Annotated in this window: 15 protein-coding genes; 4 read left to right on the top strand and 11 right to left on the bottom strand. The window is 60.9% G+C overall.

Annotated features, from left to right (window positions below; all coding sequences use genetic code 11):
- The first annotated feature begins 48 nt into the window (after positions 1 to 48).
- Positions 49 to 1656, top strand: a complete 1608-nt coding sequence (locus LPC10_RS25125; protein WP_231347156.1) for a type IV secretory system conjugative DNA transfer family protein — start codon at positions 49 to 51, stop codon at positions 1654 to 1656.
- On the opposite strand, the gene mobQ is transcribed toward LPC10_RS25125, so the two are convergent.
- Positions 1598 to 2848, bottom strand: coding sequence for a MobQ family relaxase (gene mobQ, locus LPC10_RS25120; protein WP_182556792.1), 1251 nt, complete (start codon positions 2846 to 2848; stop codon positions 1598 to 1600). The two genes, LPC10_RS25125 and mobQ, sit on opposite strands and share 59 nt — an antisense overlap.
- A 164-nt stretch (positions 2849 to 3012) precedes the next feature.
- On the opposite strand from mobQ, the gene LPC10_RS25115 reads away from it, so the two are divergent.
- Complete coding sequence (locus LPC10_RS25115) at positions 3013 to 3351, top strand: hypothetical protein (protein ID WP_182556791.1); 339 nt, start codon at positions 3013 to 3015, stop codon at positions 3349 to 3351.
- Between the two features lie 1224 nt (positions 3352 to 4575).
- Here the strand turns inward: LPC10_RS25115 and LPC10_RS25110 are convergent.
- The 7 genes from LPC10_RS25110 to LPC10_RS25080 form a co-directional block, all read right to left on the bottom strand.
- Positions 4576 to 5808: a replication initiator protein A gene (locus LPC10_RS25110; protein ID WP_231347155.1), complete on the bottom strand. Its 1233-nt coding sequence runs from the start codon at positions 5806 to 5808 to the stop codon at positions 4576 to 4578.
- 48 nt (positions 5809 to 5856) lie between these two features.
- The gene (locus LPC10_RS25105) at positions 5857 to 6162 is read right to left on the bottom strand and encodes a hypothetical protein (protein WP_182556790.1); all 306 of its coding nucleotides are present in this window, start codon (positions 6160 to 6162) and stop codon (positions 5857 to 5859) included.
- Positions 6159 to 6821 (bottom strand): ParA family partition ATPase, encoded by a 663-nt coding sequence (gene parA, locus LPC10_RS25100; RefSeq protein ID WP_182556789.1) that lies wholly within the window; start codon positions 6819 to 6821, stop codon positions 6159 to 6161. The genes LPC10_RS25105 and parA overlap by 4 nt, the downstream gene beginning before the upstream one ends.
- A 783-nt stretch (positions 6822 to 7604) precedes the next feature.
- On the bottom strand, positions 7605 to 8081 hold the full coding sequence (locus tag LPC10_RS25095; protein WP_182556788.1) for a toll/interleukin-1 receptor domain-containing protein: 477 nt from the start codon (positions 8079 to 8081) through the stop codon (positions 7605 to 7607).
- Positions 8082 to 8095: 14 nt separating this feature from the next.
- Positions 8096 to 9091, bottom strand: a complete 996-nt coding sequence (locus LPC10_RS25090) for a caspase family protein (RefSeq protein WP_182556787.1) — start codon at positions 9089 to 9091, stop codon at positions 8096 to 8098.
- 2 nt (positions 9092 to 9093) lie between these two features.
- Positions 9094 to 9483 carry a TIR domain-containing protein gene (locus tag LPC10_RS25085; RefSeq protein WP_182556786.1) on the bottom strand — a complete coding sequence of 130 codons (390 nt, stop codon included), beginning with the start codon at positions 9481 to 9483 and terminating at the stop codon, positions 9094 to 9096.
- Between the two features lie 6 nt (positions 9484 to 9489).
- The gene (locus LPC10_RS25080) at positions 9490 to 9810 is read right to left on the bottom strand and encodes a hypothetical protein (protein WP_231347165.1); all 321 of its coding nucleotides are present in this window, start codon (positions 9808 to 9810) and stop codon (positions 9490 to 9492) included.
- A 716-nt stretch (positions 9811 to 10526) separates the two neighbouring features.
- On the opposite strand from LPC10_RS25080, the gene LPC10_RS25075 reads away from it, so the two are divergent.
- Positions 10527 to 11087 carry a hypothetical protein gene (locus tag LPC10_RS25075; RefSeq protein WP_182556784.1) on the top strand — a complete coding sequence of 187 codons (561 nt, stop codon included), beginning with the start codon at positions 10527 to 10529 and terminating at the stop codon, positions 11085 to 11087.
- Here LPC10_RS25075 and LPC10_RS25070 read toward each other — a convergent pair.
- From LPC10_RS25070 to LPC10_RS25060, 3 genes are all read right to left on the bottom strand, one after another.
- On the bottom strand, positions 11084 to 11410 hold the full coding sequence (locus LPC10_RS25070; protein WP_182556783.1) for a DUF3768 domain-containing protein: 327 nt from the start codon (positions 11408 to 11410) through the stop codon (positions 11084 to 11086). The genes LPC10_RS25075 and LPC10_RS25070 overlap by 4 nt on opposite strands.
- Entirely contained in the window at positions 11407 to 11616 is a 210-nt protein-coding gene (locus tag LPC10_RS25065; RefSeq protein WP_182556782.1) for a hypothetical protein, read from the bottom strand. Before LPC10_RS25065 ends, LPC10_RS25070 begins: the two co-directional genes overlap by 4 nt.
- 614 nt (positions 11617 to 12230) lie before the next feature.
- The gene (locus LPC10_RS25060) at positions 12231 to 12905 is read right to left on the bottom strand and encodes a hypothetical protein (protein WP_182556781.1); all 675 of its coding nucleotides are present in this window, start codon (positions 12903 to 12905) and stop codon (positions 12231 to 12233) included.
- 545 nt (positions 12906 to 13450) lie between these two features.
- Here LPC10_RS25060 and LPC10_RS25055 point away from each other — a divergent pair.
- Positions 13451 to 13861, top strand: a complete 411-nt coding sequence (locus tag LPC10_RS25055) for a helix-turn-helix domain-containing protein (protein ID WP_182556780.1) — start codon at positions 13451 to 13453, stop codon at positions 13859 to 13861.
- The last annotated feature ends 805 nt before the right edge of the window (positions 13862 to 14666 follow it).

Raw genomic sequence — 14666 nt, 5'->3', positions numbered from 1 at the left:
GCAACAACAGTCACTTAGCTTCTGATTAAACCCACTTTGGAGTAGGCTATGCGCGTGCTTTGGCTGCTCGTCCGTGTTGTGTTCCGCGTGCTCAGGTGGGCCGCTTGGCTGCTGGCTTTCCTGCTCAAGCACGGGTTCCGCCAGGGCCGGAAGGCCTTGCGGTCACGGCCGACGTCGCATGGGTCGGCACGCTGGGCCGGCTTCTATGACCTGGTGCGCGGCGACGCCTTAGGCGGCAGCAAGGGGCTGATCGTCGGCATGGCCTACGGCCAGTTCATCCGCTTCAAGGGCGACGGTGCGGTGCTGTGCGTAGCTCCTCAGGGCAAGGGGAAGGGCGTCGGCGTGGTCGTGCCCAATCTCCTGGACCACAAGGGTTCGGTGATCGTCACTGACCCGAAGGGTGAAAACTTCGCAGTGACGCAGCGGCATCGCTCAACCCTGGGCCCGGTCTGGCGCCTGGACGCGATCCATCCCGAGGAGAGCGACTTCTTCAACCCGCTCTCCATGATCCGCAAGGGCACCTTCCACGAGGACACCGACACGGCGCAGCTGGCCAGCTTTCTGGTCATCCCGGAAAGCCGGGAGGGGCACTGGGACACCAGCGCCAAGAACGTCCTCACGGCGGTGATCCGCCACGTCCTGCACGCGTACCCCGAGGAGCAGCAGACGCTCTCATTAGTGCGCGAGTTGATCGCCGCCGAGGGCGAGACCCTGCGCGGGCTGTTCGAGGAGATGGCCAGCAGCCGGATTCCTTCGATTGCCGAGCAGGGCCGCATCACGCTCAACGGCCTGGAACACCCGGAAACCCAGTCGGTGCTGAACAACACGGCCAAGGGCATGGCGTTCTGGAGCAAGGACCGGGTCGGGGGATGGATCACCCAGGCCTCGGACTTCCGGATGGAGGATCTCAGCCGGGAAGGGATGTCCGTCTACCTGATGGTGCCGGACGACAAGATCGATATCTTCACGCCGTTCCTGCGGGTGATGATGGGCTGTGCCGTCGCCGCGCTGATGCGCAGCAAGGACCGCCCGCCGCCGGCACACAAGCCGATGCTGCTGATCGATGAGGCCAAGGCCCTCGGTCGCCTCGACATTCTGGCCACCGGTATGGGCATGCTCAGGGCTTACTGCCAGACGGTCATCATTTTTCAGGACCTCGGCCAGCTGCGCGCGCTCTATGGTCAGGAGACCGCGACCACGTTCATCGCCGGATCCGGCGCCCAGGTGATGTTCGGGGTGTCCGACACGCGGACGGCCCGTGAGGTAGCCGAAGGCATCGGCCGTCAGACGGTGATGTCGAGCTCCTACGGCACTGCCGCCGGCAATTTGAGCCTGGTCCGGGCGCAGCATCAGGACGGCCAGTCGGAAACCGGCCGGGATCTGCTGGATGCTGCTGAGGTGCGGTTCATGAACCCGAACCAGTGCATCATTATGATGCCCGACCAGGTCGGTGCGCCGATCAAGGGCACCAAGGTCCGCTACTACAAGGAGTGGCGCTGGCGTGGCCTCTACGATGCGTGGCGGCAGGCTGAAGGTGTGGTGGTGACTCTGCCCACCAGCAGGTGGTTCGGTGATGACGACGACATGCCGGACGCACCTACCACAGCAGGTCCCGGCTACGCCCGGGCCGGAGGTTCACGCGCACGCTCGCGTTAGCCCGCGGCAACAGCCGATCCGTGAGGATGCGGCTTCGTCCAAACGCGCGATCCTGCACCTGAAACAGGCCGCTAAGGATCGTGTCGGTCCGCCCCAACAGCAACCGCAGCAGCTGGAGCCGACGCAGTAGATGGGCACGACGATTCAACATGAGGGCCAGGCGATTGGCGCGTTGCGCCGGATCACCCGAGCGCCGGAAGCCTCCACGTTCGCGCGGCAGGTCGCGCAGGCCTTCCTTGGTTGCCCGCAGTGCCTTGAGGTAGCGCCCTTCAATCAGCCTCAGCCGCGCCGTGCGCGCCCGGACGGTTTCGACGTGGCGGGAGACTGCGGCCGCGGCAAGGGCGCCGCGGCGCGCGTTGTAGGCAGCCCGGGAGCCTCGATCGATCTGTGGGTAGGTGATATCGCGCTGCCGGTTCCCGCCAGCCTTCGCGGAGCGCCAGGCGCCGCCTTGGGGGCGGGCGGTCAGATCAGTCCGCGGCAGGCTCTTCGGCTTAGCCCCACGCCTCGCCGCGTTCTGCGCCCGCGGGCCTACGTGGATTTCCGGCGGCCGGTCAAGACTTGCGGCAGCCAGTCGGTCGCCGCGGTTCCGGGCATCCGCCTGCTGAACCGCAAGTGTGCGGTGATCAACCCGCGCTTCATGCTGGCCACGGGCAAGGTAGTGGTTCTGCCAAGTCGCCCAGCTTTCACGCCAGGTGTTGAGCAGAGCGTCCGAGTTCCACTCCCGGGTTTTGACCCGGTACAGACCCGTCGGCGTGGCCTTCCGCAGGGTGAGCATCACGTGGGCGTGATGGTTGCGCGGATCGTTATCGGTCGGTGCGTGGATGGCGAAGTCCGCGACCATGCCGCGGTCGGTGAACGCGGTGCGGATGAAGTTACGCAACAAGGCCAGCCGCTCCTCGGCTGGGAGTTCATGCGGCAGGGCCAGATTGATCTCGCGGGCGAGTTGAGCGTCGCGGCGAGTCTCGATCTGGTGGACGTGGTTCCAGAGGTTCTGTCGGTCGGCCAGCCAGGGTGCAGCCCCGTCTGGCAGCATGATCTCGGTGTGCACGACGCCCTGACGGCGAGTGAAGTCGTGTTCCGCGCCGGTCTGATCGTCTCTCAGCCGTTCGCCAGCACGGTACGCCGCAGCGGCGATTGCCGACCGCCCCTTCGCCCTTCCGATGACCTGGGCCGAGAAGTGGAAAGATGCCACTGCGCCCTCCGTTGCCACCGCAACGCCCACGGCCTGTGGCCGGGGCGCACCTATGTTGGATACCCAATGTATAAGTGCGCCATTACAAAACGCTAGACCTTCTTTTGCAGCTGCCTGTGTCCGCAGCACCCATTCAGCCAACACCCATGCAGAAGGCTCACCTCATGCGCAGCCGTTCCCTCGACGATGATCTGGTCAGTGGCTTGGCCCTGTTTGTGATCGCTGGGGGTACGGTTGCCGGACTGCACTGGCTCGGGTTCGACACCGGGGTCCCGCGTTGGCTCGCCTGCTCGATTGGGCACCCGATCATCAACAGCCTCGGGCCGGGGCTGAGCCAGCTGTTGATGGTGCTTGGAGTCTTCCTCGCCATTTTCCCGTGGACGCGGCCGACCGGAGTGGGCCTGATCTTCGGCGGAATCGGCGGCATGGTTGCCGTGCAGGTGTGGACGGACACTGCAGGGGGTTACTGCGGTTTCACGGGCGCCGTTGGTTTCACGCCCTAAAAAACGATCGCCCCGCTGCGCGGGGCGATGCGGTCGCGCCTACGGCGCGAGCCTTTCCACGCGCTACGCGCGCGGGGGCCTCATTACCGGCCCCCGTACCCCCGCTAGGATTTTCTCGAAGGGATCGGTTTTTTGTGTCAGCATGATCTCACGGTACAGCCAGGGATGGCGATGACCGTGAAGGGATCGGCAGCCATTTCACCTGTGGGATGGCTGTCACCGTTGATGCCATTATATCCACGCCATCCGTGATTACCGCACGCGCGTATGGTCCTTAGCGGCCAATCGGCACCGCTCAACCTCTACCCCATTAGCCATCTCGCACACATAATTCTGCAAATCCTGCAAATCGGATTTACAGAAATACGATTTTGCGGGCGCCCATGTAGAACCTTAGGTGGCACCCGGTTGGTTGGTCTGACCTCCCCAACCTATCGGCCAAGCGCATTGATGATGTACGGTTTTGACAAAACCGGCTGCCAGAACATGGGCCCCCTGGTCCGGTCCTGCGCCGATGTCTCCAGCTTCCTCCATCTCGAGTCAGGCTGGTTCAGCGGTCGCAGAGCGACCGCACCATCATCCTCCCCGCGCAAGGCGCGGGACAAAGCCTCTCAGGAGGGCTGTAGCGGGTTTTTCAAGCCTCTTGCCGCTCTCTGTCGGCTGAGCAGCCCAAAACGTCTCCAGGGGCCACTGAGGTCGATCTGCCACCCACAGTCCCGGCAGCCCCTCTTGTTCGCCGTTAGGAGGACCCATTTTGGAATCAGCCGCCGGAGGCGGCTTCCGCATTGGGTGGGGGAGCGGGTTTTTGGCGGAGCCAAAAAGGGGCGGGCTTTCCGTTGCACTGGATTTGCCAGATAGGTCGAATCGGGCTGCTGCACCAGTTTTCGTAACGGTGCAACCCCGAAGTTATCCACAGAACCGGTGTTTTAGAGTGTTTTAAAAGACTTTAAGAGTTTTAGGCATTAGCGACCTGCCCCTCTGACAAAAAACATTGGTTAAAATCAGTGACTTGAGGCCATCCTTGATTGGCGAAGTACGGCCCTCAGATTTATGATGTACGGCTTGTCATAGGCGAAGTACGGTTTGACATTTATGATGTACGGTTTTTGGTTGATGAAGTACGGCATTGACAAGAATTATCCACAGCGCGGCTGTGGCCTTCGGCCCGCTGCTGCCCCGATTGGCGAAGTACGGTTTTGACAAAAATCGCTGACAAAAACGGAGTCAGTCGAACGGAAGCTCGGGGGCGACCACGGCACCTGCGTGCAAGGTTTCGGTGCCGCGCGCCCGCATGATAAGCACGTCTTCGCGTTTGCCGGGGATGATCTCTAGGTCGTATTCGGGCAACGGCGCGATCTTGGTGCTTTCAACGAATTTGCGCACCTGATGGGCAAACTGCGGCAGAGCTTGTTTGGAGCCGCTGCGCTTGTGGATTTCGGTCATTCCGTAGCGGGCGACGGTTTTGCCGGCAGCACGCTTGGACAGCCGATAAAGGTAGCGGCCAAGCCCCTGTGAAATCAGGAAGTAGTCGGCGTTCAAGGTCAGGATCTGCGGGTTTCCCTTCTGGCGCACCACGCCATCGTAGACCCAATCGGGGATCTCGATTTCGACCTGGTCGACGTTGCCTGTCGTGGTGCGGCTGACTGTCCGGTAGTCCTGGATCAGCGACATCGAGATCATCTCACGGCGATTGCCGTTGCCGAGATTGACCACCTTGACGCTGGTGCCCTTGAGTCGGTCCAGCGCGGCCTCGAGGTCCTTGTACTGTTTGCCGCCGTTGGAGCGACGGCAGAACTTGAGGATGTGCGCAGCATTAGGTCGGTAGACCCGCGCCGGTACATCGATACGAAGTCCTTTCTCCAACGCTCGGCGGTACCGGTTGGCCTCATCGGCGAGGCTCGAAACCATGTGCAGGAAGATGTCGTAGTCGAACACGGTGGCGAGGCCGGCTGAGGCGCTGCCATCGATCGTGATGATGCAGTCCTTCAGCTCGTAACGGATGACCCCTTCCCGCTTGGCCTTGCCGAGCGAGAATGGCGCGACATCCATCAGGTTGACGTCGTCCTTGAGCGGCGCGTCGTAGATGTTGGGCACGAAGAACGCGAGCTGGGCGTCGTCGTCGGGCGCCTCACGCATCACCGGCGCCGGCAGCTCAGAGACCAGCGCGCCGACGATATCGGGTTGGCGCTCGTTGAGCTTGACCGCATCACCGAGCGCTTTGAGGGCGATGCCGATCGGGTCTGTCGGCTCAGGCCCGACCTTGAGGTCAGCCAGGCTGCGCCGGCTGTAGAAGCGCCGGAGGCGGCTCAGCGCGTCCTTGTTGAGGACAAGGGTCTCGCGGCCGGTCCTGGCGCAGAACGTGTCCGCCAGCGCCTGCAGGTAGGCGTTCTTCTCATGCAGCCCGAGGGCCCCGAACGCGTCGAGGGGCATCAGGTCGAGACGGACGGGATCACTCACACCAGGATTTCCGGAAGATCGTAAAAGCGGAATTCTGCATCAGCGGATTTACGATGTCGGGAACTCGCGCTCGAGCAGATCCCGCATCATGTCGGCCATCTTCTGACCGCGTGCCGCGCACTGCATCTTCACACGGCGGTGCAGGCTTTCCGGCACGTCGATGGTGAAGCGGGACATCTTCTCCTTCGGCTCCGGCGCCGGAGCGGCTTCAACAGCCTTGAGGGCGGTCACGGAGCCCCCTTCCCTATCCGTAGTCGTGGGCTCGGCACCGCGGTTGGCGATCCAGGCGTCGGCAGCCGGCGCCAGCTTGGATGCGGGCACCTTGAACGAGACCTGCTTGGCTCCCTTGCTCATGCGGCCTTCCTTTCCTTCTTGGTCTTGGGTTTGGCTTTCATGTCGACAAGCTGGGCGGCCAGCTGGCTGATTTCCTGTGCGGCATCGCTCTTGGGGTCCGTCTCGATCACGGACATGCCTTGGCTGGCGCTCTCGGCGAAGCCGACGCGCTGGCAAATCTCCACCGGCAGGATCGGAAATTCGAACTGGGACAGGGCATTATGCACATCGCGCCCGATCGCCGTATTTACGATTTTGCGGTTCACCACAAAAACGGGTTTGATGTTTTCCTTAAACTGCTGGGCCTCCTTGACCAGTTGCACCGTGTCGGCCGAGGCCCATACGTCGTAGGGCGACGGCTGCACCGGCATGAGCACCACATCGCTGGCCAGGATCGCAGCGCGGCCGAGGTCGTTGACCCTGGGTGCGCCGTCGATAATCACCACATCGTAGTCGGCCGCGATCTCCGGCAGGTCGCGGTGCAGGGTTGGCTTGGCCATGCTGATCACCGGGAACAGCGGCTCGGCCTCGCGCACGGACGACCAAGCCATAGAGCTGCCCTGCGGGTCGGCGTCGACCAGCAGCACACGGTAGCCGGCCTTGGCGATGACCGCCGCCAGGTTGGTGGCGAGGGTCGTTTTACCGACTCCGCCTTTCTGGTTGAGCACCCCGATGATCATGCGCCGCCTTTCTGGATTTGCGTATCGTCGGATTTACGATTTTCTGCAAACCCGTTTCTGTAGGTTCACGATTTCACACAAACACGCCTCTGCCAACGGTTCGTTAACGCTGCGCACGATGCCTGTTACCTCTGGGACACATTTCCAGAAAACCGCAGAGTCGCAAAATCGTATTTAAACATACAGCAGCGCCGCCCTCGAGGCGGCGCACAGAAGCGGGATCATCATCGCGGCCGAACCGCTGAGGCAGGGTCCCTCTGGGATGCCGGCGGCCGTACCCGTAGGGCCTGGTTCCGTAGCGACGTCGTCCGGGGATGAGCCGGGGCCACCTGTCTCTGCCCCTGTATGATCGCCAGCACCTGGCGCACCTGACAGCTGCTCATCAGCGTATAATCGTAAAAGCGGATTTCCGGAAAGGCAGTGTTGCGCCCTGGCAGTGGCTCAATCGCAAAGCACTGGTCTTGATCCCACTCCAGCGAGGCAGGGGCGCGGCTGGCGTATGCCGCGCCCGCCACCGGGCCTCAACGCAAAAGCCCGGCCGGGAACCAGATAAGGAACGGGTGGGCAGCTTTCAGGCGATGTTCTGTGTAGGTTCCTCCATCTCCGGGTGTTACCGGGGAGGGGCATTGTCGTTATCTGGATCCTAGACGCTTTGTCCTTGTAGCGTCAGTCCGCATCCTGACGGTCTGCCCACTAGCGAAACGAGGCGCTGCGCAGCAGAGGACAGGGCGGCCACACGTCTCAGTAGGCTTGCCGAGGACCACGGATATGCCTTAACCAAAGTCACTGACGTAGGCTTGAGCGCAACACGCGATAAAAGTCTTTTGTAGAGCTACGCCGCGCTAAGCTATCCGTTTGATAGGTTCTCCGGTTCTTGAACTCGCGCTGTGCCATCTTGCTTGCCTCAGCATAAGCATCGACATCACTCATGGACTGAAGGTAAGGCCACTTGCGCAGATATTCGGGCAGCGTCGTGTAGCCTCCCGCAAAGGTGGCGATCGGATAATCCTTCTCGGTAGCAACACCAATTTCCCACGGTACCCACCACGAGGTTTTCGTTGCAGCGGACACAACTGCCATCAGCTGGGTGCAAATTGAGAGCTGCTGGCGCAAGTACTCTCCTAGATCGTCTCCCGTTGTTGACGCGTTTGGATCAACAACGTCCAGATAGACGTCAATTTGGTGATAAAGCTTCAATCTAGTTGCGATAATCCCTGCAGTCTCAGAGTCGGCCTTTTGATGAGAAAGGAAGACCTTCATATCCCCTCACTTATCTATATACGCCCAAGGATCGCGAGCTTTCTGTAGTGGGCACCAAGCGCAGAAAGACGACATCCTTTGGAGTCTATCGCAGCATAGTACATGTGCTCAGCATCGACGGGCACGATGAGACCATGCCGATTACAAAGCTGTAGCTCCTTGAAGATACGCTTGTGATCTTCGTCGACCGGGATGTGCTTAACGCGCTCCGGCACATTCTCACGGTCAGGCTCGTAGGATGGATCCAGTTGAAACACGTGCGCCGGGTCTGGAAAGTACTCTGGCAGTCGTCGCAGCACCTCGTGGGGGATCTTTGGAGCCACATTGCGTAGCGTTACAAAGGTTTGCACGTTCGCCTTGTAAACAGGACGCTGTTTCCAAGGCCCAAGCGTCTGATCGATATGGGAGTACACGGATGCCGGCGTAATCCGGCCGATTACATCAGCCGAGCTACCGCTCAAACCATCAAGGAGGATGCTAGTGAAGAGTCCATGCCCATCCTCTTCGGCGGCAGTACCCTCCCGATGTGAAGCGGTCAGGATTGTTACTCCGTTACCGATCACCGACGGTTGGTTCGCTGCCGAACCAAGTCCTTGGATTTCACCAGCATAGCCGGATTGACAGCTGTCTAGGATGATCACGCTCGACTTCACGCGCGGGTACGCTTGGTTGGCCAGATGGAGGATGTCAGATAGCGTGACTCCCCAACTGGGCTTCCGCCCGTCCTGACTGACGATATAGCCGGCATTCGTTTCCGGGTTGATGATCCCATGCCCAGCAAAAAACAGCAGAGCCGTATCGGCATCGCCGCTGAAAAGCTCAGTGATGGCCTGCAGCAGAACCTGTGCATTGACCTCAAGCTTGTCACTGGTGAGCAGCCTGACGGAGAAGTTCGGGGAACCGTCACCATTGCGCTCGAGAAGCTGCGCTACGGAAGATGCATCGTTCACGCACCCTTGCAAAGGTGCGGAATGGTAGTCGTCAATCCCGACAACCAGGGCCTTCTTCATGGCTAGCGAGCTCCACCGATGAGCTTCTTCAGATTATCCCAAGTCCATGCGTAGAGATTGTCCCGGCTCGTTGCGCTCAAAGGCTTTGTACATGTCTTGTCGGCGTACCCTTTGAGTAGGAAGTAGGTCACCCCTTCCTCCTGCGCGATTTTCATTTCTGCATTTACACCAGCAGCTGTGTGGGTGTGCTGGCCACACATGATGATGACGATGTCGACGCTCCTGATCCGTGTGCGGGCCTTAGCCTTCCAGTCACCCGTCAGATGCTCCTTGATTGACCAGTCGGCCAGTTCGAAAGGACTGTCCGCCAGCTTCGCCTGACCGACGATAGCGGTTTTCAGAAATTGATCGTGATCGTAATCGAAGCTGACAAACACACGTTTTTTGGCCATCAGGTCTCATTCTCCACGGTTGATGCGGCTAACGGTCTTCTGGATTGGATCAATTATAATGCAGGATCTACCCTGCTGAAGAGCGTACTCAACAGCATCACCGGTTCCACCCAAACCAGCAGCAGGCTTACCGTCCCAAATAGCCAACAGGAGATCGCAACGCTCAACGATATAACGCCCAGCTGCATAGAAGGCCGGTTCGGGCTCGTCGGTGGTGTTAAGATCGAGCCGCTCACTAGCGGCGAGAAGCTCGCGGTAACGGGCGAGTCCGTCCCCTTCGAAGAAACTCTCATAGTTGTGGATAGGGATCACAGCGAGAACAGGCACATTCATCTCTAGTGCGCATTGTGCAAATATCTGGTCACTTCCGACAGCGAGTGAGGTAAGCGCCTGAGTGATGGTCGAGCACTGAGCCAACTCTGCTCGAACTGCATCAGCTACCCAGTTCCAGTCGATGCCTGGCCGTGCCTGATGCCCGCTGACTCCGACCCTCACTGATTCACCCCCCTGCACGTTCCACTTGCAACACAAGCTAGTGCGTTTCCTGTTTGTTCCGCAAGTGGTTTCGGGCTACATTCACCGCTTAATTCAAGCGTATCAAACCTTTAGGAGTTACATTTGACAGCTCGCCGTCCCGATCGACCTCAACCGAGTCGTCCGACGCAAGCCAATGATGGCTTATCGTCGACGTTGCTGCAGCGTGGGCTGACTTCAGCCAACCTCAGCGGCGCATTGCGTCCTACGCCACCGGCTCCCGCAGCCCCCGCAGCTCCTCCGGCCGCACCACCCCCTCCTCAAAAGAAGGACTAAGCCGACGCTATGATCCCTAAACTGCCCAGGCTTGCCCCCCTGCACGTCGACGATCTGCTCGATCAGCATATGAGTTTCTATGGTGGCATGACATCCGATAACCTGCGCCGCAGCTTGCCACAGCGCTTGCCACAGCGCTTGCTGCAATCGGCGCTGCCCCAGCAGGCACAGCCTGCGCAACCGGCACCGCCGCCAGTGGTTCAGCGTCCCTTGGCAACAGGGAAGTCCTGAGATTGGACTCGGCACTATCGCTGCTCAGCCAGGGCGCAAGCGCAGTCTACGCTCTGCTCGATGAAAAACAGTGGGCTGCACTGTCGGCTGCTGGCACTGCACTACAAGCGCTTATCGCTCTTGCAGCCCTCTTCTACGTCGGTGCTCAACTACGAGCGGGCCGCAAGGCAGGTGATTTGCAGGCCCTGCAAGAGCTGTTCAATGCTGTGACTGAGCGTGAGCAGGCGCTACTTCGTTCTCGTGACAAGCCGGACGAGCAGGATGCTGCCTTCCTGGAGTTTATGAATTTTCTTGAGCTGCGGACAGTTGCCTTGAATGGAGGCCTATTGGGGCGCTATCCCAAAAAGATCCTCCGCGAAAAAATTATCGACTCTCTGGCTGTGATTGAGGGTATGCCGGAGTGGCAGCAGCGCTTTATCGAAGCGAAATCGAGCGCGACAGCATTCGAGCACCTGCAGCGGTTTGCACGGAAGAACCGTAAGGCGATCAATCGGGTGAAGGCCCACATGATGGCCAAAGCTGAAACCGCCCCGGAGGGCGGTTCGGGCAGCGCAGCCGGTTAGTACTCGTCGGCGCGCATCAGCGTGAGGACCCGGACGGTCACCGCCGGATCGGCCGGGTCCGGCGAGTGCATCGCCAACTGGAGGTCGTAGTAGTCGATCTTCCAGAAGTAGCGCGTGCCCTTGTGCTCGACGCTGCCGAAGTCGTGCTCGCCGTGAGGATCGTTGTCCGGCGTGAACGCGCTAAAATCGCGCATCAGGTTCAGCACCGCCAGCCGGTCGAGCGGAGCCAGTTGGCTGACTCCTGGGGTGAGCATCAGCCGACCGCCGGTCAGCTGAGAGCGTAGGGCGTCGTTGAGACGCTGGATCGCGGTGGTGCGGCTCATTGGGCCAGCTCCCCGTCAGTCTTCGGTCGCGGCTTGCGGATGACCAGGCGGCCAGTGAGCGGCAGGCAGCTGAGCTGAAGGTTGAAGCCGTCGCCATCCTCATGTGCCCAGGCGGCGCCGATCCGGGTCCAGAAGGCGTTCTCGCCCTCTCCCTCGACCACGTAGACGGCGTGGCTCGGACGGTTGTTGGTGGTGGTGCGGGTCATGGTGTGGATCTCCCTTTGCTGGTACCGGCCACGCCCATCGCGGCCGGTCGGGAGTTCTGCTGCGCCGCGGGGCTGAGGCCTCCGGCCGGTCCTGGTCATCGGCAACACGGGAGCGCACGCGAACGGAGCGGGCAGCCGCTTGACCGGGACAGCCTCCGGCGCATCTCCCGAACCGCCTGGCCGCAGGGGAGAGGCTGGCTTGCCGGGAGAGGCACACCAGCCCGCTCACACACAGTGCCGCCACAGCCGCCGGCCATTGTGTAGGGGAGGGCGCCCCCGGACCCGATCAGGCTCCTGCCAGGCCCGGGACGGCGATGGTTTCAGCCGCGATCATGACGCCGCCTAAGGCCGCGTTCGTCCGCTCCGCACTGGGCACGGGTTGCAGCCTAGTCCCAAGCCACTCCAATCCGTCGTAAAAGCGGATTTCTGCAGAAGCGGATCAGCTCTGCTGGTCAGTTTGGGGCTTTGCCCCACTGGCAGCCCACCGCCGGTCGGACGGGATGGGGTCAAGGCCGGAGAGCGCAGCGTGCCTTGACGCCGGCACGGCCGACTGGCCCATGCGGCATCAGGATAGAGCCAGTCGCCGCAAAACAGGAAAATCGTATTTCCGGATATCAGGCTGGCAGGAAGGGAATGACAGCTGGCTCGACGCGCAGGTCACCGGCAGCGTTCGGCACAAGCACCGGTACAGCCGGGTAGAGCGCTCCCCAGGCGGACGTCTGGGCGATCCAGGCCGCGGCGGTCGGCGAGAGCCAGCCGGTGAGGGTGGTGAGATTGCCGTAGCGCTGGGCGAGGGGCTGGGTGAGGATCGGCTCGTAGTGGGCGACCCGGTTGCGCAGGTGCCGGAGGTCGCGCAGCTGCCCGGCGATCAGGCCTCGCTGAATGCCCTTGGCCTGGAAGATAGGCCGAAGATGCTGCCACAGGTGCGTCCCGTCACGGCCAAACAGCGAAGTCCAAAATCCGAACGTCAGCTCGGCCACCATCTGCCCGTGGCTGGCGGCTTTGCGCTCGCCCAGCAGCGTGGCGCGGGCCTTGATCACGCAGTCACGCTGATAGCGGCCGGGAAGGGCGACTGGGTCGTCGAGCCAGTCCGGGCCATACACCGTCATCAGTTGGGCATCAGCCCGGTTGCGCAGTGTCACCTCGAGCATGTGCAGCGGCCCATAGAGGGCCGCCGAGAGCTGGACGTTGAAGGTGTAGAGCCGGAGCGCCAGAGCATCATCACCGTCGGCCCAGTGCTGGTAGGTGGCGAAGCGGTCGCTGGAAAGGACGTCAACGAAGGTGGGCACGAAAAGCGGATTTCACTTGAATTTTTCGGTCGGTTGCCCCATAACTTATCACGTAACCCCCGGTCGGTCCCTGCCTAGCATACCGCCGGGGCAAGCTTTTTCTGGACCGCTTTCCTATTAGACCGCCTAGAGCACCTGCTCGGCGGCCTTTTTGCTGTGCCATCAGTCGCAGCAGCGCAACTGGCAGAATGGTCGGGACTCAAACCACTGGCCATCTTACATTTTTTCGGCGGCTAGGCCGACAAGGGCGCCTCCAGCCCTGTGACGACATGGTGGAACGCTGCTTTCTGCGGCTGCACCCTAGTGAGAGGCTGCAAACCCGCATTTCTGTAAAATCGTATTTCATTATTTGCGGATTGAGGGCAAGAAGGCCGTTGCTGTTCCTTATGCCGAAGTCAAAGGAAGTTCGCACTGAGAGTAATCTACGAGCTTCGAGCTACCGATGGCCTTATTGCAGCTAAGGCGACCGCTTGAAATTGCAGCGCCATTAAGCTGTAATCAACATTCGACAACAAGCGTGAATTTAAGATTTTAGGATTAGCAGGATGGACATCTCCAGCGGGCCGCCGAAGCGGGTTACGGAGGCAGACCGGCTTGTCGGGCTTCGGATTGCAGCGCTGCGTAAGGCACGTGGATTGAGTCAGACCGCTCTCGGACTTGCAGTAGGCGTGACCTTCCAGCAGGTTCAAAAGTACGAAAAGGGCCAGAACCGCGTTGGCGCGGGACGCCTGCGCGAGATCGCCCGGTTGCTCGAAGTGCCGGTCTCCACCTTCTTCGAGGATAGCGATAACCCCACTGCTCGGGAGCAAACCGAGCTGCTCGGCTTCCTGCATGCCAAGGGGGCTGTTGAGCTGCTGCGTGCTTACGCCGAGATCGAAGACGACCAGGTGCGTCGTGAGGTTCTGGCGATCGTCCGCAGCACAGCTCAACTCGTCCAGAGCTCCAACGGCGAATAGCCGCCAAGGACGTCATTCATGTCATGCCTCCTTCAGCCTGATAGGCAAGGTCTTCAGGCCATGCTCGATGCTCATAATGCGGAGCGTAAATGGCGGAGGTGGCCCGGTCGCGCGCCAAAGCCCTGTAACGATAATCCTTTCAGGCCCTGGGCGCGTGCCCGGCTGATTTCGGCTGTCGCCCTTGGCGGACTTGCTGCTCTGGCCGCAGCCGTACGTGCCTTCAGTCTATGATCGCTGAACGCTGCCGCGCTCGGTCAAATCGCCAGTTTTTTGCTGCCAAGTTCAAACTGGATAAAAAATTCCACATGGGTGAAGGCCGTTTAAGAAAAATCTTGCTTGCTGCGCTCGGCGGAGATGGATAGATGATCACTTACAAGACACAAAAAAGGCCGCCCCGGTGAGGGGACGGCCCGAAGTCTTGGGAGGAAACGCTCAAGAAGAGCAGCATGACCGCGACGCCATCGCGGTTGCGCATAATCCAAAATTAGATGGTGCGTCGCACAAGGCAACCCCCTTCGAAGGGTTTGCGACGTTGCGTGTACGGCATAGCTTGTACTTCAAGTGCGTGGGCACACCACAGCCCAGGTAGCTAGCCGGCTTGTGTCTGATCCCGATCGCACTCAAGTTGCCGCAGCAGCTCGGCCAGACGTGGATCTAGAACGTCATTCAGCACCGGCTCGTAGATGGCCTGCAGCTGCAGCCCGAGCCGCAGGCGTGTGCGGGCGTCCAGGATTGGCCCATGGTCAGGCGCAGAGTCCGCTGACAGCGGCGTATTCGAGTTGGCGCTCATCAGAAGCATGGGGTG

Source organism: Methylorubrum sp. B1-46 (assembly GCF_021117295.1).
Taxonomy (GTDB): Bacteria; Pseudomonadota; Alphaproteobacteria; order Rhizobiales; family Beijerinckiaceae; genus Methylobacterium.
Note: the sequence above shows the minus strand (reverse complement) of the source record. Positions and strands in the feature narration are given on the sequence as shown.